Source organism: Paucibacter sp. B51 (assembly GCF_027863535.1).
In the GTDB taxonomy this organism is placed as follows: domain Bacteria; phylum Pseudomonadota; class Gammaproteobacteria; order Burkholderiales; family Burkholderiaceae_C; genus Paucibacter_A; species Paucibacter_A aquatilis.
Window position 1 is genome coordinate 1 of sequence record NZ_JAPIVN010000001.1, and the last position, 24,411, is coordinate 24,411.

Below are 24,411 nucleotides of genomic sequence, written 5' to 3' on the forward strand. Positions count from 1 at the left end.
GGCTGACCGAACTGCAGAGTTTCCTTGAAGTCGGTTTCGACACCTTCAGAGCCATGCTCGGCGTGATCCTTCTGAGCTGGGCATCGAACATCGGCTCGCCAGCGTCTGAGATCCAAAACGATGCAAAGTTGAACCACGCAACGTCGGCTCCACAAAGCAAAACGCCCCCGATTCTTTCGAACCGGGGGCGTTGCTTAAATATTAGCCTGACGATGACCTACTTTCACACGGGAACCCGCACTATCATCGGCGCTGAGGCATTTCACTGTCCTGTTCGGGATGGGAAGGAGTGGGACCGCCTCGCTATGGTCATCAGGCTTAACTGGTTGGCTTGCTGAAGTCTCGTCAGAGATTTTCAACAGGCCCAATTTGTAGAGCTGCGCAGTATACATGAGTTTGTCATGTATTGCACTTCGAATCAGCTGGTTTTGATTGCGTTCACACGTTGGATCATTTCGTTGAATGATCTGACTTCTGAAGAACGGTATAACTTGTGTCCTCAATAATCCTTGATCAGACCGGCTGATGTTTCCATCGCCTGAACTGTCAAAGTTATAGGGTCAAGCCTCACGGGCAATTAGTACTGGTTAGCTTAACGCATTACTGCGCTTCCACACCCAGCCTATCAACGTCCTGGTCTCGAACGACCCTTCAGGGGCGAGTTGCCCGCTTAGATGCTTTCAGCGGTTATCTCTTCCGCACTTAGCTACTCGGCGATGCCACTGGCGTGACAACCGATACACCAGAGGTGCGTCCCCTCCGGTCCTCTCGTACTAGGAGCAGGCTCTCTCAATCTTGCAGCGCCCACGGAAGATAGGGACCAAACTGTCTCACGACGTTTTAAACCCAGCTCACGTACCTCTTTAAATGGCGAACAGCCATACCCTTGGGACCGGCTACAGCCCCAGGATGAGATGAGCCGACATCGAGGTGCCAAACACCGCCGTCGATATGAACTCTTGGGCGGTATCAGCCTGTTATCCCAGAGTACCTTTTATCCGTTGAGCGATGGCCCTTCCATACAGAACCACCGGATCACTTTGTCCTACTTTCGTACCTGCTCGACTTGTCAGTCTCGCAGTCAAGCACGCTTATGCCAATGCACTATCAACACGATTTCCGACCGTATTTAGCGTACCTTCGAACTCCTCCGTTACACTTTGGGAGGAGACCGCCCCAGTCAAACTGCCCACCATACACTGTCCCCAATCCCGATAAGGGACCAAGGTTAGAACCTCAAACACACCAGGGTGGTATTTCAACGTTGGCTCCATGAGATCTAGCGTCCTCACTTCAAAGCCTCCCACCTATCCTACACAGATCTGTTCAAAGTCCAATGTAAAGCTACAGTAAAGGTTCATGGGGTCTTTCCGTCTTTCCGCGGGGAGATTGCATCATCACAAACATTTCAACTTCGCTGAGTCTCTGGAGGAGACAGTGTGGCCATCATTACTCCATTCGTGCAGGTCGGAACTTACCCGACAAGGAATTTCGCTACCTTAGGACCGTTATAGTTACGGCCGCCGTTTACTGGGACTTCAGTCAAGAGCTTGCACCCCATCATTTAATCTTCCAGCACTGGGCAGGAGTCACACCCTATACGTCGACTTTCGTCTTTGCAGAGTGCTGTGTTTTTAATAAACAGTTGCAGCCACCGATTCTCTGCGGCCCCATTCTGCTTCGAGAGTAAATCTCTACACATACTAGAGGCACACCTTCTTCCGAAGTTACGGTGTCAATTTGCCGAGTTCCTTCTCCAGAGTTCTCTCAAGCGCCTTAGAATACTCATCTCGCGCACCAGTGTCGGTTTGCGGTACGGTCGTCAATAGCTGAAGCTTAGTGGCTTTTCCTGGAAGCAGGGTATCACTCACTTCGTCTGCAAGCAGACTCGTTATCACGCCTCATCTAAGCTCTCCGGATTTGCCTAAAGAGCACGACTACACGCTTGAACCAACTATTCCAACAGTTGGCTGAGCTAACCTTCTCCGTCCCCACATCGCACTATTGATCGGTACAGGAATATTTACCTGTTTCCCATCAGCTACGCATCTCTGCCTCGCCTTAGGGGACTCACCCTACGCCGATGAACGTTGCGTAGGAAACCTTGCGCTTTCGGCGAGGGGGCTTTCCCTTTAACGCTACTCATGTCAGCATTCGCACTTCTGATACCTCCAGCAGGCTTCACAACCCACCTTCACAGGCTTACAGAACGCTCTCCTACCACGTGCAATAAATTGCACATCCGCAGCTTCGGTAACTGGCTTAGCCCCGTTACATCTTCCGCGCAGGACGACTCGATCAGTGAGCTATTACGCTTTCTTTAAATGATGGCTGCTTCTAAGCCAACATCCTGACTGTTTTAGCCTTCCCACTTCGTTTCCCACTTAGCCAATTTTGGGGACCTTAGCTGGCGGTCTGGGTTGTTTCCCTCTTGAGTCCGGACGTTAGCACCCGGTGCTCTGTCTCCCAAGCTGTACTCATCGGTATTCGGAGTTTGCAATGGTTTGGTAAGTCGCCATGACCCCCTAGCCATAACAGTGCTCTACCCCGATGGTAATACTTGAGGCACTACCTAAATAGTTTTCGGAGAGAACCAGCTATTTCCAAGTTTGTTTAGCCTTTCACCCCTATCCACAGCTCATCCGCTAATTTTGCAACATTAGTCGGTTCGGACCTCCAGCACCTGTTACGGTACCTTCATCCTGGCCATGGATAGATCACTTGGTTTCGGGTCTACACCCAGCGACTAATTCGCCCTATTCGGACTCGATTTCTCTACGGCTTCCCTATTCGGTTAACCTCGCCACTGAATGTAAGTCGCTGACCCATTATACAAAAAGGTACGCAGTCACCCTTGCGGGCTCCTACTTTTTGTATGCATGCGGTTTCAGGATCTATTTCACTCCCCTCCCGGGGTTCTTTTCGCCTTTCCCTCACGGTACTAGTTCACTATCGGTCGATTACGAGTATTTAGCCTTGGAGGATGGTCCCCCCATATTCAGACAGGATTTCTCGTGTCCCGCCCTACTTGTCTTACGCTTAGTTCCACACCGCAGCATTCTCATACGGGGCTATCACCCGCTATGGCCGGACTTTCCATTCCGTTCTGATATACACGATGCTAAAACGTAAAGGCTACTCCAATTTCGCTCGCCGCTACTTTCGGAATCTCGGTTGATGTCTTTTTCCTCGAGCTACTGAGATGTTTCAGTTCACCCGGTTCGCCACAATGACCTATGTATTCAGTCAGAGTTACCCCTCGCGGGGCCCCATTCGGAAATCTCCGGATCAAAGCTAATTTGCCAGCTCCCCGAAGCTTATCGCAGGCTATCACGTCCTTCGTCGCCTGTAATCGCCAAGGCATCCACCACATGCACTTAGTCACTTGACCCTATAACTTTGACAGCGCTGACTGCACTGTCGTCAAGGACTCGTACAGAGCCTCTCAGCTCCATACGTTTATTGAGTATTCACGCGTTACGCCGTTCTTCATATCTAAACAATTTCTTGCTCAGTTGAAGTCTTGTGTTTGACGCAATCAAAAGCTACTAGCGGCACGGTACGCTCACCCCTTTACGAGATGGCGCTTTCCGCTAGCAGCGCTGATTCGACTCTACAAATTGTTAAAGAACAACAGCCGACTCTTTCGAGCCTTATGACTGACAAACCAGAACAACCGCTCACGCCTTCGCGCAACGGATGCTTTGGTTTGTCAACCATGCCTTCAGAGTAAATTGGTGGAGGATGACGGGATCGAACCGACGACCCCCTGCTTGCAAAGCAGGTGCTCTCCCAGCTGAGCTAATCCCCCGGGATCTCTTCAAATCCGTGGTGGGTCTGGCTGGATTCGAACCAGCGACCCCGCCTTATCAAGACGGTGCTCTAACCGACTGAGCTACAGACCCACGCGTTTCTTGCGTGCACTGCCTCTCAGTAACGCTCGCCTGTTGAGGCCAGCTCGGCAGGCTCACGCTATTACTCTGATGTTGTATTCACAGCCGATAAGTGTGGGCGCTTAAAAATGAGTCATGTGGATCTCGCTGGTCATCTGCTGCACGCAGCAAACAACTGCTCGACCATTTTCTAGAAAGGAGGTGATCCAGCCGCACCTTCCGATACGGCTACCTTGTTACGACTTCACCCCAGTCACGAACCCTGCCGTGGTAATCGCCCCCCTTGCGGTTAGGCTAACTACTTCTGGCAGAACCCGCTCCCATGGTGTGACGGGCGGTGTGTACAAGACCCGGGAACGTATTCACCGCGGCAAGCTGATCCGCGATTACTAGCGATTCCGACTTCACGCAGTCGAGTTGCAGACTACGATCCGGACTACGACCGGTTTTCTGGGATTAGCTCCCCCTCGCGGGTTGGCAGCCCTCTGTACCGGCCATTGTATGACGTGTGTAGCCCTACCCATAAGGGCCATGATGACCTGACGTCATCCCCACCTTCCTCCGGTTTGTCACCGGCAGTCTCATTAGAGTGCCCTTTCGTAGCAACTAATGACAAGGGTTGCGCTCGTTGCGGGACTTAACCCAACATCTCACGACACGAGCTGACGACGGCCATGCAGCACCTGTGTCCAGGTTCTCTTTCGAGCACTCCCACATCTCTGCAGGATTCCTGGCATGTCAAGGGTAGGTAAGGTTTTTCGCGTTGCATCGAATTAAACCACATCATCCACCGCTTGTGCGGGTCCCCGTCAATTCCTTTGAGTTTCAACCTTGCGGCCGTACTCCCCAGGCGGTCAACTTCACGCGTTAGCTACGTTACTGAGAAGAAACCCTCCCAACAACCAGTTGACATCGTTTAGGGCGTGGACTACCAGGGTATCTAATCCTGTTTGCTCCCCACGCTTTCGTGCATGAGCGTCAGTACAGGCCCAGGGGATTGCCTTCGCCATCGGTGTTCCTCCGCATATCTACGCATTTCACTGCTACACGCGGAATTCCATCCCCCTCTGCCGTACTCTAGCTATGCAGTCACAAAGGCAGTTCCCAGGTTGAGCCCGGGGATTTCACCTCTGTCTTGCATAACCGCCTGCGCACGCTTTACGCCCAGTAATTCCGATTAACGCTTGCACCCTACGTATTACCGCGGCTGCTGGCACGTAGTTAGCCGGTGCTTATTCTTCAGGTACCGTCATTAAGTCTCTGTATTAGAGAAACTCGTTTCTTCCCTGACAAAAGCGGTTTACAACCCGAAGGCCTTCTTCCCGCACGCGGCATGGCTGGATCAGACTTGCGTCCATTGTCCAAAATTCCCCACTGCTGCCTCCCGTAGGAGTCTGGGCCGTGTCTCAGTCCCAGTGTGGCTGGTCGTCCTCTCAGACCAGCTACAGATCGTCGCCTTGGTGGGCTTTTACCCCACCAACTAGCTAATCTGATATCGGCCGCTCCAATCGCGCGAGGCCTTACGGTCCCCCGCTTTCACCCTCAGGTCGTATGCGGTATTAGCCACTCTTTCGAGTAGTTATCCCCCACGACTGGGCACGTTCCGATACATTACTCACCCGTTCGCCACTCGTCAGCTTAACCTGTTACCGTTCGACTTGCATGTGTAAGGCATGCCGCCAGCGTTCAATCTGAGCCAGGATCAAACTCTACAGTTCGATCTTGATTTACTCAACGGAATCGACAAAACCATTTACATGATTCCATCTAATTTCCGTGAGCGTTTAAAGTCTAAGAGACTTGATACTCGTCACCGAGCATCAAAACTCACCTTCAAACGCCCACGCTTATCGGCTGTTAATTTTTAAAGAACCAAGAGAGCCAAGCTCATCTTGACAAGACCGACTCGCATCGAGTCTTGCGTCCGTCGACTGCTTTGCAGCTCGTCAACAGCACAGAAGCGAGATTATGACTGATGTTTTTACTATCGTCAACACCTATTGCATGCGATTTTCATCAGCCTGCAACTTCTGCTCTGCTTACCATCAGGCCTAGCCTGGCGGGATCCACAGATGCAAACGCTGCCACACACCAGGCAGACTTCGCTTGCATCTAGGGACCGAGTGCCCGACCTGCCTTAGCAGACCCACACTCAGAGACAGAAACGCCCGGCCATGTGACCGGGCGTTTTGCATAGATATTAGCCTGACGATGACCTACTTTCACACGGGAACCCGCACTATCATCGGCGCTGAGGCATTTCACTGTCCTGTTCGGGATGGGAAGGAGTGGGACCGCCTCGCTATGGTCATCAGGCTTAACTGGTTGGCTTGCTGAAGTCTCGTCAGAGATTTTCAACAGGCCCAATTTGTAGAGCTGCGCAGTATACATGAGTTTGTCATGTATTGCACTTCGAATCAGCTGGTTTTGATTGCGTTCACACGTTGGATCATTTCGTTGAATGATCTGACTTCTGAAGAACGGTATAACTTGTGTCCTCAATAATCCTTGATCAGACCGGCTGATGTTTCCATCGCCTGAACTGTCAAAGTTATAGGGTCAAGCCTCACGGGCAATTAGTACTGGTTAGCTTAACGCATTACTGCGCTTCCACACCCAGCCTATCAACGTCCTGGTCTCGAACGACCCTTCAGGGGCTCAAGGCCCCGGCAAGACTCATCTTGAGACGAGTTTCCCGCTTAGATGCTTTCAGCGGTTATCTCTTCCGCACTTAGCTACTCGGCGATGCCACTGGCGTGACAACCGATACACCAGAGGTGCGTCCACTCCGGTCCTCTCGTACTAGGAGCAGGCTCTCTCAATCTTGCAGCGCCCACGGAAGATAGGGACCAAACTGTCTCACGACGTTTTAAACCCAGCTCACGTACCTCTTTAAATGGCGAACAGCCATACCCTTGGGACCGGCTACAGCCCCAGGATGAGATGAGCCGACATCGAGGTGCCAAACACCGCCGTCGATATGAACTCTTGGGCGGTATCAGCCTGTTATCCCCAGAGTACCTTTTATCCGTTGAGCGATGGCCCTTCCATACAGAACCACCGGATCACTTTGTCCTACTTTCGTACCTGCTCGACTTGTCAGTCTCGCAGTCAAGCACGCTTATGCCAATGCACTATCAACACGATTTCCGACCGTATTTAGCGTACCTTCGAACTCCTCCGTTACACTTTGGGAGGAGACCGCCCCAGTCAAACTGCCCACCATACACTGTCCCCAATCCCGATAAGGGACCAAGGTTAGAACCTCAAACACACCAGGGTGGTATTTCAACGTTGGCTCCATGAGAACTAGCGTCCTCACTTCAAAGCCTCCCACCTATCCTACACAGATCTGTTCAAAGTCCAATGTAAAGCTACAGTAAAGGTTCATGGGGTCTTTCCGTCTTTCCGCGGGGAGATTGCATCATCACAAACATTTCAACTTCGCTGAGTCTCTGGAGGAGACAGTGTGGCCATCATTACTCCATTCGTGCAGGTCGGAACTTACCCGACAAGGAATTTCGCTACCTTAGGACCGTTATAGTTACGGCCGCCGTTTACTGGGACTTCAGTCAAGAGCTTGCACCCCATCATTTAATCTTCCAGCACCGGGCAGGAGTCACACCCTATACGTCGACTTTCGTCTTTGCAGAGTGCTGTGTTTTTAATAAACAGTTGCAGCCACCGATTCTCTGCGGCCCCATTCTGCTTCGAGAGTAAATCTCTACACATACTAGAGGCACACCTTCTTCCGAAGTTACGGTGTCAATTTGCCGAGTTCCTTCTCCAGAGTTCTCTCAAGCGCCTTAGAATACTCATCTCGCGCACCAGTGTCGGTTTGCGGTACGGTCGTCAATAGCTGAAGCTTAGTGGCTTTTCCTGGAAGCAGGGTATCACTCACTTCGTCTGCAAGCAGACTCGTTATCACGCCTCATCTAAGCTCTCCGGATTTGCCTAAAGAGCACGACTACACGCTTGAACCAACTATTCCAACAGTTGGCTGAGCTAACCTTCTCCGTCCCCACATCGCACTATTGATCGGTACAGGAATATTTACCTGTTTCCCATCAGCTACGCATCTCTGCCTCGCCTTAGGGGCCGACTCACCCTACGCCGATGAACGTTGCGTAGGAAACCTTGCGCTTTCGGCGAGGGGGCTTTTCACCCCCTTTAACGCTACTCATGTCAGCATTCGCACTTCTGATACCTCCAGCAGGCTTCACAACCCACCTTCACAGGCTTACAGAACGCTCTCCTACCACGTGCAATAAATTGCACATCCGCAGCTTCGGTAACTGGCTTAGCCCCGTTACATCTTCCGCGCAGGACGACTCGATCAGTGAGCTATTACGCTTTCTTTAAATGATGGCTGCTTCTAAGCCAACATCCTGACTGTTTTAGCCTTCCCACTTCGTTTCCCACTTAGCCAATTTTGGGGACCTTAGCTGGCGGTCTGGGTTGTTTCCCTCTTGAGTCCGGACGTTAGCACCCGGTGCTCTGTCTCCCAAGCTGTACTCATCGGTATTCGGAGTTTGCAATGGTTTGGTAAGTCGCCATGACCCCCTAGCCATAACAGTGCTCTACCCCGATGGTAATACTTGAGGCACTACCTAAATAGTTTTCGGAGAGAACCAGCTATTTCCAAGTTTGTTTAGCCTTTCACCCCTATCCACAGCTCATCCGCTAATTTTGCAACATTAGTCGGTTCGGACCTCCAGCACCTGTTACGGTACCTTCATCCTGGCCATGGATAGATCACTTGGTTTCGGGTCTACACCCAGCGACTAATTCGCCCTATTCGGACTCGATTTCTCTACGGCTTCCCTATTCGGTTAACCTCGCCACTGAATGTAAGTCGCTGACCCATTATACAAAAGGTACGCAGTCACCCTTGCGGGCTCCTACTTTTTGTATGCATGCGGTTTCAGGATCTATTTCACTCCCCTCCCGGGGTTCTTTTCGCCTTTCCCTCACGGTACTAGTTCACTATCGGTCGATTACGAGTATTTAGCCTTGGAGGATGGTCCCCCCATATTCAGACAGGATTTCTCGTGTCCCGCCCTACTTGTCTTACGCTTAGTTCCACACCGCAGCATTTCTCATACGGGGCTATCACCCGCTATGGCCGGACTTTCCATTCCGTTCTGATATACACGATGCTAAAACGTAAAGGCTACTCCAATTTCGCTCGCCGCTACTTTCGGAATCTCGGTTGATGTCTTTTCCTCGAGCTACTGAGATGTTTCAGTTCACCCGGTTCGCCACAATGACCTATGTATTCAGTCAGAGTTACCCCTCGCGGGGTGGGTTTCCCCATTCGGAAATCTCCGGATCAAAGCTAATTTGCCAGCTCCCCGAAGCTTATCGCAGGCTATCACGTCCTTCGTCGCCTGTAATCGCCAAGGCATCCACCACATGCACTTAGTCACTTGACCCTATAACTTTGACAGCGCTGACTGCACTGTCGTCAAGGACTCGTACAGAGCCTCTCAGCTCCATACGTTTATTGAGTATTCACGCGTTACGCCGTTCTTCATATCTAAACAATTTCTTGCTCAGTTGAAGTCTTGTGTTTGACGCAATCAAAAGCTACTAGCGGCACGGTACGCTCACCCCCTTTACGAGATGGCGCTTTCCGCTAGCAGCGCTGATTCGACTCTACAAATTGTTAAAGAACAACAGCCGACTCTTTCGAGCCTTATGACTGACAAACCAGAACAACCGCTCACGCCTTCGCGCAACGGATGCTTTGGTTTGTCAACCATGCCTTCAGAGTAAATTGGTGGAGGATGACGGGATCGAACCGACGACCCCCTGCTTGCAAAGCAGGTGCTCTCCCAGCTGAGCTAATCCCCCGGGATCTCTTCAAATCCGTGGTGGGTCTGGCTGGATTCGAACCAGCGACCCCCGCCTTATCAAGACGGTGCTCTAACCGACTGAGCTACAGACCCACGCGTTTCTTGCGTGCACTGCCTCTCAGTAACGCTCGCCTGTTGAGGCCAGCTCGGCAGGCTCACGCTATTACTCTGATGTTGTATTCACAGCCGATAAGTGTGGGCGCTTAAAAATGAGTCATGTGGATCTCGCTGGTCATCTGCTGCACGCAGCAAACAACTGCTCGACCATTTTCTAGAAAGGAGGTGATCCAGCCGCACCTTCCGATACGGCTACCTTGTTACGACTTCACCCCAGTCACGAACCCTGCCGTGGTAATCGCCCCCCTTGCGGTTAGGCTAACTACTTCTGGCAGAACCCGCTCCCATGGTGTGACGGGCGGTGTGTACAAGACCCGGGAACGTATTCACCGCGGCAAGCTGATCCGCGATTACTAGCGATTCCGACTTCACGCAGTCGAGTTGCAGACTACGATCCGGACTACGACCGGTTTTCTGGGATTAGCTCCCCCTCGCGGGTTGGCAGCCCTCTGTACCGGCCATTGTATGACGTGTGTAGCCCTACCCATAAGGGCCATGATGACCTGACGTCATCCCCACCTTCCTCCGGTTTGTCACCGGCAGTCTCATTAGAGTGCCCTTTCGTAGCAACTAATGACAAGGGTTGCGCTCGTTGCGGGACTTAACCCAACATCTCACGACACGAGCTGACGACGGCCATGCAGCACCTGTGTCCAGGTTCTCTTTCGAGCACTCCCACATCTCTGCAGGATTCCTGGCATGTCAAGGGTAGGTAAGGTTTTTCGCGTTGCATCGAATTAAACCACATCATCCACCGCTTGTGCGGGTCCCCGTCAATTCCTTTGAGTTTCAACCTTGCGGCCGTACTCCCCAGGCGGTCAACTTCACGCGTTAGCTACGTTACTGAGAAGAAACCCTCCCAACAACCAGTTGACATCGTTTAGGGCGTGGACTACCAGGGTATCTAATCCTGTTTGCTCCCCACGCTTTCGTGCATGAGCGTCAGTACAGGCCCAGGGGATTGCCTTCGCCATCGGTGTTCCTCCGCATATCTACGCATTTCACTGCTACACGCGGAATTCCATCCCCCTCTGCCGTACTCTAGCTATGCAGTCACAAAGGCAGTTCCCAGGTTGAGCCCGGGGATTTCACCTCTGTCTTGCATAACCGCCTGCGCACGCTTTACGCCCAGTAATTCCGATTAACGCTTGCACCCTACGTATTACCGCGGCTGCTGGCACGTAGTTAGCCGGTGCTTATTCTTCAGGTACCGTCATTAAGTCTCTGTATTAGAGAAACTCGTTTCTTCCCTGACAAAAGCGGTTTACAACCCGAAGGCCTTCTTCCCGCACGCGGCATGGCTGGATCAGACTTGCGTCCATTGTCCAAAATTCCCCACTGCTGCCTCCCGTAGGAGTCTGGGCCGTGTCTCAGTCCCAGTGTGGCTGGTCGTCCTCTCAGACCAGCTACAGATCGTCGCCTTGGTGGGCTTTTACCCCACCAACTAGCTAATCTGATATCGGCCGCTCCAATCGCGCGAGGCCTTACGGTCCCCCGCTTTCACCCTCAGGTCGTATGCGGTATTAGCCACTCTTTCGAGTAGTTATCCCCCACGACTGGGCACGTTCCGATACATTACTCACCCGTTCGCCACTCGTCAGCTTAACCTGTTACCGTTCGACTTGCATGTGTAAGGCATGCCGCCAGCGTTCAATCTGAGCCAGGATCAAACTCTACAGTTCGATCTTGATTTACTCAACGGAATCGACAAAACCATTTACATGATTCCATCTAATTTCCGTGAGCGTTTAAAGTCTAAGAGACTTGATACTCGTCACCGAGCATCAAAACTCACCTTCAAACGCCCACGCTTATCGGCTGTTAATTTTTAAAGAACCAAGAGAGCCAAGCTCATCTTGACAAGACCGACTCGCATCGAGTCTTGCGTCCGTCGACTGCTTTGCAGCTCGTCAACAGCACAGAAGCGAGATTATGACTGATTTTCTTTCTACTCGTCAAGCATTTCTGCAAGATTTGTTTTGAATCTCAAATCACATCGAATAGCTTCGATCCTCGCCACCCAGATACTCAAGCAACTCTTTCGAGCCACTCGCTGACTTCCGAAGAAGTGTTTCGTTTCTGTGCAGCGAAGCCCTCTACTGTAGCACAGGAATTTTTGACTCAGCAAGACTTTCGCTCAAAAGTTTCATGGCGATCCAGAGGTCACCGGATCGTCACACAGGATCAAGGACGGATCGAGGGCGGCACTCAACCCGACAAAGCCGTGAGGTGGCCCGCCTGAATCCAAACGCTTTGCTCGCTCACATGCCGCTGCGGGCGCGGTCAACACGGATACATCAAGCGCTGCTCGCGCCCGATGCCCGCCGGCCAGCCATCACTGCAGGCTGTGCGTACCCTTGTGCGAAGCGAACACCGCCTGCGCCTCGCGCTGAGGATCTTCGCTGGCCAAGACTTGCGGCAACACGCGAGCCAGGCGGGCGGCATCTGCGCGCAAGATGCGCTGCTTGACCGACGGGATCTGCGACGGGTGCATGGAAAAACTGCGCAGCCCCATGGCCAGCAGCAGGTCCGTGAAGACCGGGTCCCCGGCCATTTCCCCGCAGACGCTCACAGACTTGCCGGCGGCGACCGATTCCGCGATGGAGCGCGACAACAGCTGCAACACCGCCGGATGCCAGGGGTCATACAGATGGGCGACGGCCTCGTCGGCGCGGTCAATGGCCAGGGTGTACTGAATCAAGTCATTGGTTCCAACCGAAACGAAATCGACATGACGCAGGATCAGCGGCAGCATCACGGCCGCCGCGGGAATCTCCACCATCACCCCCAGATCCACTTTCGTGAAGGCCTGGCCGGCGTCGGTCAGCTGCTGCTGCACCTTCTTGACCGATTCCAGGATCTGCCGCACCTCGCCGAGATGCGCCACCATGGGAATCAAGAGGCGAACCTTGCCAAAAGCACTGGCGCGATAGATCGCACGCAGCTGCTGGCGGAACATGCTGGGCTCGGCCAAGCTCCAACGGATGGCGCGCAAACCCATGGCCGGGTTGAGCACATGCTCGTGACGCAGCTCGCTGGCACTCATGCGATCGAGCGGCTTGTCCGCCCCCACATCCACCGTGCGGATCGTCACCGGCATGCCGCGCATGGCCTCGACCGCTGCCTTGTAGGCGATGAACTGCTCTTCCTCGCTCGGCAGCTCACCGCCGCGATTCATGAACAAGAACTCGCTGCGGAACAGGCCCACGCCCGTGGCACCGGATTCGATGGCCCCGGCTGCATCCGCCGGCAGCTCAATATTGGCGTGCAACTCGACCCGCTCGCCGTCCAGCGTCACCGCCGGCGTGTGGCGCAAACGGGTCAGGCGGGCGCGCTCCAGCTCGCTCTGGCGCTGACGGAAGCGGTACTCCTCCAGCATGATGGGCGAGGGGTTGACGATCACCGCACCAGCATCGCCGTCGATGATGACCCAATCGTCGTGGCGGATCAGGCGCGAGGCCTCGCGTGTGCCCACGACCGCCGGGATGTCCATGCTGCGCGCCACGATGGCGGTGTGCGAGGTCTTGCCACCGATGTCGGTGATGAAGCCGTGGAACACGCTGCGCTTGAACTGCATCATGTCCGCCGGTGCAATATCGGCCGCCACCAGCAACAGCGGGTCTTCGCCAGCGAAATCACGCTGCACCACACTGGCAGCATCGACCGGCGCATGGCCTTGCTCGCGCGCCAGGGCGCTGAGTACCCGCTCGACCACCTGCTCCAGGTCGGCTTTGCGCTCCCGCAGGTAATCGTCTTCCATCTCATCGAACTGCCGGGCCAGCACTTCCAGCTGGGCAGACAGCGCCCATTCGGCGTTGTAGTGGCGCTCGATGATCCACTGCTTGGTGGCACCGGTCAGCGCGTCGTCGTGCAGCAGCATCAAATGGACATCGAGCAAAGCGGCCAGCTCGTGCGGTGCATCGCCCGGCAGGTCTTGTTTGAGGGCCTCCAGCTCGGCGGCCACCACATCGCGGGCCCGCAGTGCGCGCTGGATTTCCGATTCGATCTGCGCCTCGGCAATGAAGTAATGCGCCACATCGACCCGGCTGGACGCCACCAGCACCGCCCGGCCGATGGCCACGCCGCGCGAAACAGGGATACCAAAGACCTGGAAGCTCATGCGCCGACTTTAGCAGCGCCGATGGCTCAAGACTGGCGTCATCGAGACGTCATTCCAGCGTCACGGCCCCGTCATTGCGGCCGCCGAGCATGGCGAGGCCAACAACGAACCGCTCGAGGCCACCAATGAGGGATCTTCCGCTGCCCACGCTGCCCTTCTCCGATCTGCGCGCCCTGAAGACCGAGCGCCGCCCCGGCATGACTCCGCCCGCGGCGCTGCGCCCGGCGCCGGCTGCCGCGGCACCCGCGCGTCTGGACGTCAGCTGGGCTCGGCATGAAGACGATGTGCGCGAAGCCCAGCGCCTGCGCTACCAGGTCTTCGCGGAAGAGATGGGCGCCCGCCTGAGCGTGCCGCCCGGCGCACCGGCCCGTCACGACATCGACACTTTCGATGCGTTTTGCGAACACCTGCTGGTGCGCGAAGTCGACGCCCATGGCCGCGTCGGCCAGGTGATTGGCACCTACCGCGTGCTGACTCCGGCCGCCGCCAAGCAAGCCGGCGGCTGGTACAGCGAGACCGAGTTCGACCTGACCCGCCTGCGCGGCCTGCGCGAGCAAATGGTGGAACTGGGCCGCTCCTGCATCCACCCGGATCACCGCTCGGGCGGCGCCATCATGGCGCTCTGGGGCGCGCTGGCGGAATTCATGATGCGAAACAAGCTGGACACCATGATCGGCTGCGCCAGCGTCAGCATGCGCGACGGCGGCCATTTCGCGGCCAGCCTATGGAAGCAGCTGGAGCAAAGCCATCTGGCCAGCATCGAGTGGCAGGTGCGCCCTCGCCTGCCGCTGCCGGTGGAAGAACTGCGCCACGATCTGGTGGTGGAAGCGCCGCCGCTGATCAAGGGCTATCTGCGCTGCGGCGCCCGCATCCTGGGCGCACCGGCCTGGGATCCCGACTTCAACACCGCCGACCTGCCGATGATGATGCGCCTGGCCGACCTGCCCTCGCGCTACCGCCGGCACTTCATGGGCGGCCAGTGAGGGCCGCCCGGGCGGGGCTCACTGGCCCTCGCCGAACTTGTCGTTGACCAAGGCCGTGATGGCGTCCTGAGCCGCTTGCTCATCGACGCCATCGGTTTCCAGCTCAACCTGGGAGCCCAGTCCAGCCGCCAGCATCATGACGCCCATGATGCTCTTGGCATTGACGCGCCGGCTGTTGCGACTCATGAAGACCTCGCACTGAAAACTGCCCGCCAGCTTGGTCAGCTTGGCCGAGGCGCGGGCGTGCAAGCCCAGTTTGTTGCTGATGGTGAGCGTGGACTTGATCATTGAAACTCAGGACTCCAAAGAAAGACGATTCACCGTCGGCATCCATCGATACGCGAGCGCCCTGCGAATCAGGGCGCAGCACCCGGGGTCTCGGACAGAACAATGCCCGACTGCCCGCCCCCACTGGCCCGCTCGGCCAAACTGGCCAGCGGTTGGCCGGCGTAGCACAGCGAGCGCCACAACATCGGCACATTGACCCCGCTGATCACCTGCACCGTGGCGCTGCGCAAGCGCAAGGCCGCGTTGCTGGGCGTGGCGCCGAACACATCGGTCAGCACCAGGTTCTCGGCATGGCCGCCAGCCAGCAGCAAGGCGCGTGCCGCGCTCTCCACCGCCTCGGCGGACATCTCGGGCGTCACGTCCAAGACCTGCAATTGCCGGGCGCAATCCGGAAAGGTGTGCTCCGCCACGGCTTTCAGGGCAGAGGCAAGCGGGGCGTGAGCGATCAAGAGCAGTCCGGACATGGCATCCCATTATCAATGCAGCTCAGCCGCTGGCCGGCTGAAACCCGCTCTGCCGCACACGGCAAGAAGCGGTCTTTTTCATCCATACCGAAGCTCAAGTCTCCAGCTTCATCGCGTTGATGAAGCCTTCCCAAGCCGCCGGCTGGCGCTTGGGTGCCAGCATCAACACCTGGTAGACCCAGAGGCCGCGGGTGAACAGGGCCAGGTCGACCTCGCTCGCGCCCGCCTCACCGGGGCGAGCCGGGCTGCGCAGATGCAACTGCACGGCCTCCGGGCTGGGCGTCATGCCGGGCACCTGAAGGGCTTGCGGCGCGCCGGCCTCTGCAGCACCCAGCTTGCTCATCACCGACTCACGCATCTGCCGCATGGCCGGCGTGACCAGCGCCGGGTCGCGCACCTCGGCCCAGGAGACCGAAAAGGTGATGCCGTCGGCCTTGCACTGCGCCATGCCCATGCGCACCGGCTCACTGGCCGTGGCCGGGCGGCTGTGGACTTCGGGCTTGCAGGGGAACATGAGCAAGAGGCCCGAATCGGCCGGTCGCACCTCGCGCCAGTCCAGCCCTGGCGAACAGGCCGCCAGCGAAGCCGGCACCAGGAAAACACAAGCCCAGCGCGAAAACGCGGGGCGGCGGCGGAACGGGCGAGGCGATGTCATCCGGGCATTATCGGAGCCCGGCACGCAGCGCCAGCACGCACAATGATTCGCATGAATCCATCGCAGACGAATTCCTCCTCGATGCCGGGCGCGGACACGGTCTCCACTCCGCAGGCCCCGCACCTCGCCTCCCTGCTCCCGCCCATGGCCCTGGCCGGCGTGCGCGTGCTGGACCTGTCGCGCGTGCTGGCCGGCCCCTGGTGCACCCAGACCCTGGCCGACCTCGGCGCCGATGTGATCAAGGTCGAGCGCCCCGGCAGCGGTGACGACACCCGCGCCTGGGGCCCGCCCTATTTGAAAGACGCGCAAGGCCAAGACACCTCGGAAGCAGCCTACTACTTGGGCGCCAACCGCAACAAGCGCTCGATCGCCATCGACATCGCCTGCGCCGAGGGTCAGGCCTTGATCCGGCGCCTGGCACAGCAAGCCGATGTGCTGGTGGAGAACTTCAAGGTCGGGGATCTGGCCCGCTTCGGCCTCGATGCGCAAAGCCTGCAAGAGGCCAACCCGCGCCTGGTGGTCTGCTCCATCACCGGCTTCGGCCAGACCGGGCCCTACCGCGACCGGGCGGGCTACGACTACGCCATCCAAGGCATGGGTGGGCTGATGAGCATCACCGGCGAGCGCGACGACAAGCCCGGCGGCGGCCCGCAAAAAGTGGGCGTGGCGGTGGCCGACCTGTTCACCGGGCTCTACGCCACCGTGGCCGTGCTGGCGGCCCTGCGCCATGCCGAAGCCACCGGGCGCGGCCAAATCATCGACATGGCCCTGCTGGACACCCAGGTGGCCATGCTGGCCAATGTCGGCGCCAACTTCCTGTGCACCGGCCGCGCGCCCGGCCGCCTGGGCAATGCCCACGCCAATATCGTGCCCTACCAGGTCTTCGCGGCCAGCGACGGCCACCTGATTCTGGCCGTGGGCAACGACGCGCAGTTCGCCAAGTTCTGCGAAATCGCCGGCCACAGCGAATGGGCGCTGGATCCGCGCTTTGCCCGCAACAACGCGCGCGTGCGCCACCGCGCCGAGCTGGTGCCGCTGATCGAGGCGGCGCTGCTCACCCAAGCGCGCGACCACTGGCTGCGCGCCCTGGAGGCCGCCAAAGTGCCTTGCGGCCCGATCAACAACCTGGCCGAGACCTTTGCCGACCCGCAGGTGCAGGCGCGCGGCACCGTCGTGCCCCTGGCCCACCCGCTCAGCGACGAGCTGCGCGTGGTGGCCAACCCGATCAAGCTCTCGCTGACCCCGGTGAGCTACCGGCACGCGCCACCGCTGCTAGGCCAGCACACCCGCGAGATCCTGAGCGAAGCCGGCTGCAGCGAGGCCGAGATCGAGGCCCTGCTCGCCAGCGGCGCGGTGGCCTGAAGCGGCAGCAGGCGCTTCACCCTAGCCCCTCAAATCAGCGGTATCTGCATGCAAATCCCCAGCTTCAGCGTGCAGAGTTCACCGAAATGCCGCCAGCCGGCCTGCCACTCGGGTTTGCCCCCGGATCGGGGGATGGACGCTGCACCGCTTCACCATGACCATGGCGACCGCTGCGGGAAACGCCCTCTCGAACGCTTCCCAGGCCGATAAACACAAGAAACTCCACGCCCTGCTTCAGCAGCACATCCCACCGCCCCCGCCCCCGCCCCTGTCATGCGCACCCCGCTCCCACCTTCTGCCAACGCCAACGCTGCGAACGATGTCGCTGGCGAGCCGAGCCATGCGCAGTGGGCCGAGATCGTGCAGCAGCTGGGCGCCGAGATCGCCGGGCCGCTGAGCTCCGCGCTGGAGCGCATCCACAAGCTGGTCAGCACCGGACAGATCGACCGGCAAAGCCTGCGTGCCCTGCGTGAAAGCGTCAGCCAGGCGCGCGAGGCCGGCATGGTCGGCCAGCAGCTGGCCCGACTGGCCTCCGGGCGCCTGCACCTGTCGCGCGAAAAAATGCACCTGACCCAGGTGCTGCGCAGCGTGCTGGCCCAACGCAGCCGCGAGACCCAGGCACGTGGCATCCAGGTGCGCCAGGTGCTCAAGCCCATCGAGGTGATGACCGATGGCTCCTTGCTGTTCGCTCTGCTCAATGCCTTGATGGACTGGGCCTTGGCCAGCACGCACAGCTCCATCGACCTGCGCCTGGACCTGACGCCCTGGCCGGCCAAGGCCCGCCTGGTCTGCCGCTTTGCCCATCGCTCGCTGGACCTGCTGGATGACCCGCGCGCCGCTGAAACCCCGGCCACCCTGAACTCCCTGGCCTGGCGCCTGGTCGAACAGACGGCCATCACCCTGGGCGTGCTGCCGCTGCGCGAGGACGAAGCCGGCATCACGGTGCTGACGCTGGAGTTCCCCCACATCGTCGGCGACGAGGCCAATGGCCTGGCCGCCACCGAGCGCGCGCTCGACGCACCCAGCGAAGGCGAGAGCTCGCAGGACTATCCGCCCTCCAGCAATTCCAAACCCCTGGCCGGCAGCCATGTGCTGGTGATCGCCCAGCGCCGCGAGCTGCGCAGCCAGCTGCAGGCGGCCATGCAGCACATGGGCCTGATCATCGATGTGGTCGGCAGCATGGAGGAGGCCGCCCAGTTCTGTTCCGAAGGCCTGCCGCATGGCATCGTCTTCGAAGCCCGCCTGCGCGGGCCCGAGTTCGACCGTCTTTACGCCGAGGCCATGCGTGAAGTGCAGGACTTCAGCTTTGTGGAAGTGCTGGACGAGGCGCACAAGACCCAGCTCTCCACCGCCACCCCCGACGGCCTGGCCCGCATCTCGCGCCAGCATCTCAACGACGCCCTGCCTTCGGTGCTGCTGTTCGAACTGTCCAAAGGCCTGTGAAGGCAGCGCCACGGCGCAGGCTCTAAACTCCAGGCCATGACGACATCGAAGACCTCCCGCCTGCTCGCCCCCGCCTTGCTGGCCCTGGCCCTGGCCGGCGGTGCCTACCTGGCCTACCAGAGCCTGGGTGCCCGCGAAACCGTGCCGCGGGTGGACTATGTGCTGCTGGACGGCAAGAAGGCCGATTCCAGCCAGTGGCGGGGCCAGGTCATGCTGGTCAATTTCTGGGCCACCAGCTGCACCACCTGCGTCAAGGAAATGCCGCAGATCGTCGCCACGCACGAAAAGTTCAAAGGCCGTGGCTTCGACACCCTGGCGGTGGCCATGAGCTACGACCCGCCGGCCTTTGTTGCCAAGTTCGCCGAAAGCCGGCAGCTGCCCTTCGGCGTGGCCATCGACAACACCGGCCAGATCGCCCAAAGCTTCGGCCGCGTGCAGCTGACGCCGACCACGCTGCTGATCAACAAGCGCGGCGAGGTGGTCAAGCGCTATGTCGGCGAACCGGATTTCGCGGCCCTGCACGCCCTGGTCGAAAAGCTGCTGGCCGAATCGGCCTGAGGCCCGCGCGAGCGCTTGCATGTCGAGGACGCGGCCAACCACCCACAGGCGCTGCCTCTGCGCCCTGCTCGCGGCGTTTGCGCTCGGCACGCAGCACCAGGTCTGGGCTGAAGACGGCCCGGGCACCAAGCCCGCGGCGCCCTTGGTCCTGGCCGGCGAGGACGATTGGCCGCCCTACAGCGCCGCCGAGAAGCCCGGCGCCGACACGCAGCGCCCACCGGTCGGCTTCAGCGTCGACCTGATCCGCGCGGCCCTGGCCACGCAGGGTGTGCAGGTGCAGATCGTCACCGTGCCCTTTTCGAGGTGCATGCTTTACGCCAAGACTGGTCAAGTCGCGGGCTGTTTCAACGCCACCATCACCGACGACAACCGCAACGACTACGTCTGGCACCAGCCGGCCATGTTCGAAGAAGAGCTGTCCATCTTCGGCCGGGCCGATGACAAAAGCCCCGAGATGCGCTTGTCCGATCTGCGCGGCAAGCGGGTGGCCTACACCAATGGCTACACCTATCCCAGCGAGTTCATGCACGACGCGCGCATCCAGAAGTTCAGCGCCGTCTCGGATGCCGCCCTGATCCGCATGCTCTTGAGCAAACGCGTGGACTACATCCTCTTGAACCGCACGCCGGCCTGGCTGCGCATCGACAACACGCCCGAGTTCCGTGGCCAGCTGCGCCGCACCGGGCTGATCTCCATGGATGGCTTCTGGGTCGCGTTTTCCAAGCAGCACCCGCAGGGCGAACGCCTGGCCCAGCAGTTCAGCCAGGGCCTGGCGCAGATGCGCAAAGACGGCAGCTACCAGCGCCTGGTCGACGAGTTCAGGCGCCGGGTCCGCTACCGTTGAGCGCGGCGCCGACCCGACGACAGGCCACGTTCAGGACGCGGCCGGGGCTTCCGCGCCGGCGGCCAGCACGCCATGCGCCTGCTGGTCGGCGTGGTAGCTGCTGCGCACCATGGCGCCCACGGCGGCGTGGGTGAAACCCATCTTGTAGGCCTCTTCCTCGAACATCTTGAAGGTATCCGGGTGCACATAGCGGCGCACCGGCAGGTGGTGACCGGAAGGAGCGAGGTACTGGCCGATGGTCAGCATGTCGATGTGGTGGGCGCGCATATCGCGCATGACCTGGAGGATCTCCTCATCCGTCTCGCCCAGGCCCACCATGATGCCGCTCTTGGTGGGCACGCCCGGCACTTCTTCCTTGAAGCGCTTGAGCAGGTTGAGGCTGAACTCGTAGTCCGAACCCGGGCGCGCTTCCTTGTAGAGGCGCGGCGCGGTTTCGAGGTTGTGGTTCATCACGTCCGGCGGTGCGGCCTTGAGGATGTCCAGCGCACGGTCCATGCGGCCGCGGAAATCGGGCACCAGCACTTCGATCTGGGTCGAGGGGCTGAGTTCGCGCACCTTGCGGATGCACTCGGCAAAGTGGCCGGCGCCGCCGTCACGCAGGTCATCGCGGTCCACGCTGGTGATCACCACATACTTGAGCTTGAGCGCGGCGATGGTCTTGGCCAGGTTCTCGGGCTCGTTCACATCGAGCGGATCGGGGCGGCCGTGGCCGACATCGCAGAAGGGGCAGCGGCGGGTGCACTTGTCACCCATGATCATGAAGGTAGCCGTGCCCTTGCCGAAGCATTCACCGATATTGGGGCAGGAGGCTTCTTCGCAAACCGTGTGCAGCTTTTGCTCGCGCAGGATCTGCTTGATTTCGTAGAAACGGGTGCTGGGCGAACCGGCCTTGACGCGAATCCAGTCGGGCTTTTTCAGCGTCTCGGCGGGCACGATCTTGATCGGGATGCGCGCCGTCTTGGCCTGGGATTTCTGCTTGGCCGTGGCGTCGTACGCCTCGCCTGTCTTTGCTTCGTGAGTGATGTTCTCGGTCGCCATGCCAGCCTCGTTTCGTCAACGCTCCAGCTGGGCTTGCAGCCGTTCCCCGAAGCGTTGGGCCACTTCGGGCCAATCCGCAAAAACCCCAAGTGTAACGAGGTCCACCGTGCGCAGCCCCGCATAGCCACAGGGGTTGATGCCCGAGAAGGGTTGCAGGTCCATGGCCACGTTGAGGGCCACACCGTGGTAAGTGCAGTGGCGCGTGACCTTGATGCCCAGGGCCGCCACCTTGCCCAGGCCGCGGAAGGGGTCGTCGGCCGGCGCCGGGCCGGTCAGCGCCGCATGGGCAAACGGGTCGTCCAGGCGCACGTAAATGCCCGGCGCGCCGGCCACGCGGTGACCGGTGACGCCGTAGCTGTCCAGCGTCTGGATCACCGCCGTTTCCAGGCGGAACACAAACTCACGCACATAGATGCCCAGGCGCTGCAGGTTTACCAGCGGGTAGGCAACCACCTGGCCGGGGCCGTGGTAGGTCACCTGGCCGCCGCGGTTGGTCTGCACCACCGGGATGCCGGCGGGGGCCAGCACATGGTCGGCCTTGCCGGCCAGGCCTTGGGTGTAGGTGGGGGGATGCTCGCAGAGCCAGAGCTCGTCTTCGGCCTCGGGCCCGCGCTGTTCGCTGAAGGCCCGCATGGCGTCGACCGTCTCGGCGTAGTCGACCCGGCCCAGGTTTTTCACAATCATGGCGACATGGTAGCCAAGCCTGCAGGGCGGCGGGAAATCGGCTACCGTCTGGCCCTTTCCGAAACGGAAGCTTTCACCGATGCAGCCGATACACACTTTCTCTCTTTGGAAGAAAACCGTCTGGACGGCGGCCTTGCTCGCCTTGAGCAGCAGCGCCGCGCTGCATGCCCAGGAAACCCCAGCGCCCGAGACTCCGCCCACCCCCTTGGAGCGTGCCGTTCAAGCCTACGAAGCCGGCGAGCTGAAGACTGCCGCGCGCGCATTCACCGCGCTGTCGGCCCAGGCTCGCCCCCTGCCCCTGGCCGACTACAACCTGGCCATGATGCATTTGCGCGAAGAGCTACCCAAGCCCAGCGCGCGCCGAGCCGAGCGCCTGCTGAAGCGAGCGGCAGCAGGCGGCCTGGTGCGCGCCGAGCTGGCCCTGGCCCAGCTCTACGAGCAAGGCCTGCTGGGCAAGCCGGACCTGGCCAAGGCCAAGGAATGGAATCTGCGCGCCGCCAAACGCGGCAGCAGCGAGGCCCAGGTCGCCCTGGCCACGGCCATCTACCTCGGCCGAGGCACGCCGGCGGACCCGGAGCAGGCTGCGCACTGGTACCGCGAGGCGGCCAAGGCCGGGGATGTAGGAGCTCAGTACCTCTTGGGCTCGATGTACGAGAGCGGGTATGGCGTGCCGGCCGACCTGCGCCTGGCGCGCTATTGGTACGACATCGCAGCGCGCAATGGCGACGAAGGTGCGCCCTACAAGATCAAGGCGATCGACGCGCAGTTGGGAAACTAAGCCCCAGCTTGCTCAGAGCACGACCTTGACCATGGGGTGAGTCGTCAGCGTGCGATACAGCTCGTCGAGTTGTTCGCGGCTGGTCACGCGCACGGTGATGGTCAGGCCCAGGTAGTTGCCGGCCTTGCTGGGGCGCTGCTCCACGGTGGCGGCGTCGAAGTCCGGGTCGAAAGCCTGGGCCACCTTCACGATGGCCTCCACATAACCCTCGACCTTGGCGCCCATGACCTTGATTGGGAAGTGCGAGGGGTAGGTGATCAGCGACTGCTCGGGCGGGATGTCCGGCGGCGGCTGCATGGGAGGGAATTGGCTCATGGTGCTTCTTCAACAATCAAAAGATTCGGATCAAGGGACGCAGATGCGTCGTTTCAGATCGATTGCAAGGGCTTGGCGCGCTGGTAGGCCTCGTAGAGCCGGGCGTAGACCGGGCCGGGCTTGCCATGCAGGGCGCCATGGCCCACCGGCTGGTGGTCCAGGCGGGTCACGGCCAGCACTTCCTTGCCGGCCGAGCTGAGGATGATCTCGTCGGCCGCAAACAGCTCGGCCTCGGAGATGGGCCGCAGGTTGTAGCCGATGCCGCACTCTTCGCAGAGCTCGCGCAGCAGCTCGACACGGATGCCTTCGAGCAGGTCCTCGCTGCGCGGCGGGCCCAGCAAAGCGCCCTCCTTGACGATCCAGACATTGGAGGAGGCGCCCTCAGTCAGGAAACCGTCGCGCAGCAGAATCGTCTCGGCCGCGCCCTCGTCGGCCGAGATCTGCCGGGCCAGCACATTGCCCAGCAGGGAGATGCTCTTGATGTCACCGCGCTGCCAGCGGAAATCACGCGCGCTGATGCAGGCCACGCCGCGGTGCCGCTCTTCGGCCGACATCGGCTTGGAGGCCATGCTGTAGGCAAACACCGTGGGCACGGCGCCCTCGGGCATGGCGTGGTTGCGCGGCGCGACGCCGCGCGTCACTTGCAGGTAGATCAGCTGCTCGTCCGCAGCCACGCCGCGCACCAGCTCACGCGCCAGCTCCAGCCACTGCGCGCGCAGCAGCGGGCTGGTGATGCGCAGCTTGGCCAGGTTGCGCTCCAGCCGCTCCATGTGCGAGTCAAAGCGGAACAGGCGGCGCTCGTAGACCGGCAGCACCTCGTAGACCCCATCGCCGAAGATGAAGCCTCGGTCCATGACCGAGATCTTGGCCTCGGCCAAGGGCTGAAACGCGCCGTTCAGGTAGCAACGGACATCAGGCAAAGCAAGCATGGGGCGGGCCTCCGGCTCCAAAAAACAGCGTTCTCGTCAGCCCCAAGCTTACGCCCGCGGCGCGCGGGCCAGGCTCAGGAGA

14 protein-coding genes, 4 tRNA genes and 6 rRNA genes are annotated in these 24,411 nt (G+C 59.4%); 6 read left to right on the forward strand and 18 right to left on the reverse strand.

The features are described 5' to 3' along the window. Window positions 1–204 precede the first annotated feature (204 nt). The 11 genes from rrf (OOB33_RS00005) to ptsP all read right to left on the reverse strand — a co-directional run bounded on the left by rrf (OOB33_RS00005) (window position 205) and on the right by ptsP (window position 13,988). Window positions 205–317, reverse strand: a 5S ribosomal RNA gene (gene rrf / locus OOB33_RS00005). Window positions 318–556: 239 nt separating this feature from the next. Then, window positions 557–3,391 (reverse strand): 23S ribosomal RNA (locus OOB33_RS00010). 344 nt (window positions 3,392–3,735) lie between these two features. Continuing rightward, window positions 3,736–3,811, reverse strand: a tRNA-Ala gene (locus OOB33_RS00015). 18 nt (window positions 3,812–3,829) lie between these two features. Beyond that, window positions 3,830–3,905: transfer RNA gene (locus tag OOB33_RS00020), tRNA-Ile, on the reverse strand. A 182-nt stretch (window positions 3,906–4,087) separates the two neighbouring features. Continuing rightward, window positions 4,088–5,611: ribosomal RNA gene (locus OOB33_RS00025) — 16S ribosomal RNA — on the reverse strand. Between the two features lie 485 nt (window positions 5,612–6,096). Next, window positions 6,097–6,209, reverse strand: a 5S ribosomal RNA gene (gene rrf, locus OOB33_RS00030). 239 nt (window positions 6,210–6,448) lie between these two features. Beyond that, window positions 6,449–9,328: ribosomal RNA gene (locus OOB33_RS00035) — 23S ribosomal RNA — on the reverse strand. Window positions 9,329–9,673: 345 nt separating this feature from the next. Continuing rightward, window positions 9,674–9,749 (reverse strand) — tRNA-Ala (locus OOB33_RS00040). Window positions 9,750–9,767: 18 nt separating this feature from the next. Next, window positions 9,768–9,844 (reverse strand) — tRNA-Ile (locus OOB33_RS00045). A 182-nt stretch (window positions 9,845–10,026) separates the two neighbouring features. Beyond that, a 16S ribosomal RNA gene (locus tag OOB33_RS00050) occupies window positions 10,027–11,550 on the reverse strand. The 16S, 23S and 5S rRNA genes sit together here with 4 tRNA genes alongside, the layout of an rRNA operon. A 653-nt stretch (window positions 11,551–12,203) precedes the next feature. Further along, on the reverse strand, window positions 12,204–13,988 hold the full coding sequence (ptsP, locus tag OOB33_RS00055; RefSeq protein ID WP_271007177.1) for a phosphoenolpyruvate--protein phosphotransferase: 1,785 nt from the start codon (window positions 13,986–13,988) through the stop codon (window positions 12,204–12,206). Window positions 13,989–14,113: 125 nt separating this feature from the next. On the opposite strand from ptsP, the gene OOB33_RS00060 reads away from it, so the two are divergent. Continuing rightward, window positions 14,114–14,971, forward strand: a complete 858-nt coding sequence (locus tag OOB33_RS00060; protein WP_271007178.1) for a GNAT family N-acetyltransferase — start codon at window positions 14,114–14,116, stop codon at window positions 14,969–14,971. Between the two features lie 18 nt (window positions 14,972–14,989). Here the strand turns inward: OOB33_RS00060 and OOB33_RS00065 are convergent, their stop codons facing one another. From OOB33_RS00065 to OOB33_RS00075, 3 genes are all read right to left on the reverse strand, one after another. Continuing rightward, a complete protein-coding gene (locus OOB33_RS00065) occupies window positions 14,990–15,259 on the reverse strand; it encodes an HPr family phosphocarrier protein (RefSeq protein ID WP_102769438.1) in 270 nt (89 codons plus the stop codon). A 68-nt stretch (window positions 15,260–15,327) separates the two neighbouring features. Then, window positions 15,328–15,723 carry a PTS sugar transporter subunit IIA gene (locus tag OOB33_RS00070; RefSeq protein WP_102769437.1) on the reverse strand — a complete coding sequence of 132 codons (396 nt, stop codon included), beginning with the start codon at window positions 15,721–15,723 and terminating at the stop codon, window positions 15,328–15,330. A gap of 94 nt (window positions 15,724–15,817) precedes the next feature. Next, complete coding sequence (locus OOB33_RS00075) at window positions 15,818–16,378, reverse strand: hypothetical protein (RefSeq protein ID WP_271007179.1); 561 nt, start codon at window positions 16,376–16,378, stop codon at window positions 15,818–15,820. A 144-nt stretch (window positions 16,379–16,522) separates the two neighbouring features. On the opposite strand from OOB33_RS00075, the gene OOB33_RS00080 reads away from it, so the two are divergent. The 4 genes from OOB33_RS00080 (at window position 16,523) to OOB33_RS00095 (ending at window position 20,585) form a co-directional block, all read left to right on the forward strand. Further along, the gene (locus tag OOB33_RS00080; protein WP_271009994.1) at window positions 16,523–17,740 is read left to right on the forward strand and encodes a CaiB/BaiF CoA transferase family protein; all 1,218 of its coding nucleotides are present in this window, start codon (window positions 16,523–16,525) and stop codon (window positions 17,738–17,740) included. A 273-nt stretch (window positions 17,741–18,013) separates the two neighbouring features. After that, a complete protein-coding gene (locus tag OOB33_RS00085; RefSeq protein ID WP_271007180.1) occupies window positions 18,014–19,183 on the forward strand; it encodes a hypothetical protein in 1,170 nt (389 codons plus the stop codon). Between the two features lie 36 nt (window positions 19,184–19,219). Beyond that, entirely contained in the window at window positions 19,220–19,741 is a 522-nt protein-coding gene (locus tag OOB33_RS00090) for a TlpA family protein disulfide reductase (protein WP_271007181.1), read from the forward strand. Between the two features lie 19 nt (window positions 19,742–19,760). Next, window positions 19,761–20,585 (forward strand): substrate-binding periplasmic protein, encoded by an 825-nt coding sequence (locus OOB33_RS00095; RefSeq protein WP_271007182.1) that lies wholly within the window; start codon window positions 19,761–19,763, stop codon window positions 20,583–20,585. A 30-nt stretch (window positions 20,586–20,615) separates the two neighbouring features. On the opposite strand, the gene lipA is transcribed toward OOB33_RS00095, so the two are convergent. Next, window positions 20,616–21,623, reverse strand: a complete 1,008-nt coding sequence (lipA, locus tag OOB33_RS00100) for a lipoyl synthase (RefSeq protein WP_102769431.1) — start codon at window positions 21,621–21,623, stop codon at window positions 20,616–20,618. A 15-nt stretch (window positions 21,624–21,638) separates the two neighbouring features. Beyond that, window positions 21,639–22,307, reverse strand: coding sequence for a lipoyl(octanoyl) transferase LipB (gene lipB / locus OOB33_RS00105; protein ID WP_102769430.1), 669 nt, complete (start codon window positions 22,305–22,307; stop codon window positions 21,639–21,641). Window positions 22,308–22,386: 79 nt separating this feature from the next. On the opposite strand from lipB, the gene OOB33_RS00110 reads away from it, so the two are divergent. Then, window positions 22,387–23,085: a tetratricopeptide repeat protein gene (locus tag OOB33_RS00110; protein WP_271007183.1), complete on the forward strand. Its 699-nt coding sequence runs from the start codon at window positions 22,387–22,389 to the stop codon at window positions 23,083–23,085. Between the two features lie 12 nt (window positions 23,086–23,097). Here the strand turns inward: OOB33_RS00110 and OOB33_RS00115 are convergent, their stop codons facing one another. Together OOB33_RS00115 and OOB33_RS00120 are read right to left on the reverse strand one after the other, a co-directional pair. Next, the gene (locus OOB33_RS00115; protein WP_263520865.1) at window positions 23,098–23,400 is read right to left on the reverse strand and encodes a DUF493 family protein; all 303 of its coding nucleotides are present in this window, start codon (window positions 23,398–23,400) and stop codon (window positions 23,098–23,100) included. Between the two features lie 53 nt (window positions 23,401–23,453). Next, on the reverse strand, window positions 23,454–24,329 hold the full coding sequence (locus OOB33_RS00120) for a D-amino acid aminotransferase (RefSeq protein WP_102769427.1): 876 nt from the start codon (window positions 24,327–24,329) through the stop codon (window positions 23,454–23,456). Window positions 24,330–24,411 lie beyond the last annotated feature (82 nt).

Bases quoted from the DNA above. Each gene is read 5' to 3' on its own strand.
- ptsP (WP_271007177.1), bottom strand. From the start codon at position 13,988: ATGAGCTTCCAGGTCTTTGGTATCCCTGTTTCGCGCGGCGTGGCCATC.
- OOB33_RS00060 (WP_271007178.1), top strand. From the start codon at position 14,114: ATGAGGGATCTTCCGCTGCCCACGCTGCCCTTCTCCGATCTGCGCGCC.
- OOB33_RS00065 (WP_102769438.1), bottom strand. From the start codon at position 15,259: ATGATCAAGTCCACGCTCACCATCAGCAACAAACTGGGCTTGCACGCC.
- OOB33_RS00070 (WP_102769437.1), bottom strand. From the start codon at position 15,723: ATGTCCGGACTGCTCTTGATCGCTCACGCCCCGCTTGCCTCTGCCCTG.
- OOB33_RS00075 (WP_271007179.1), bottom strand. From the start codon at position 16,378: ATGACATCGCCTCGCCCGTTCCGCCGCCGCCCCGCGTTTTCGCGCTGG.
- OOB33_RS00080 (WP_271009994.1), top strand. From the start codon at position 16,523: ATGGCCCTGGCCGGCGTGCGCGTGCTGGACCTGTCGCGCGTGCTGGCC.
- OOB33_RS00085 (WP_271007180.1), top strand. From the start codon at position 18,014: ATGCGCACCCCGCTCCCACCTTCTGCCAACGCCAACGCTGCGAACGAT.
- OOB33_RS00090 (WP_271007181.1), top strand. From the start codon at position 19,220: ATGACGACATCGAAGACCTCCCGCCTGCTCGCCCCCGCCTTGCTGGCC.
- OOB33_RS00095 (WP_271007182.1), top strand. From the start codon at position 19,761: ATGTCGAGGACGCGGCCAACCACCCACAGGCGCTGCCTCTGCGCCCTG.
- lipA (WP_102769431.1), bottom strand. From the start codon at position 21,623: ATGGCGACCGAGAACATCACTCACGAAGCAAAGACAGGCGAGGCGTAC.
- lipB (WP_102769430.1), bottom strand. From the start codon at position 22,307: ATGATTGTGAAAAACCTGGGCCGGGTCGACTACGCCGAGACGGTCGAC.
- OOB33_RS00110 (WP_271007183.1), top strand. From the start codon at position 22,387: ATGCAGCCGATACACACTTTCTCTCTTTGGAAGAAAACCGTCTGGACG.
- OOB33_RS00115 (WP_263520865.1), bottom strand. From the start codon at position 23,400: ATGAGCCAATTCCCTCCCATGCAGCCGCCGCCGGACATCCCGCCCGAG.
- OOB33_RS00120 (WP_102769427.1), bottom strand. From the start codon at position 24,329: ATGCTTGCTTTGCCTGATGTCCGTTGCTACCTGAACGGCGCGTTTCAG.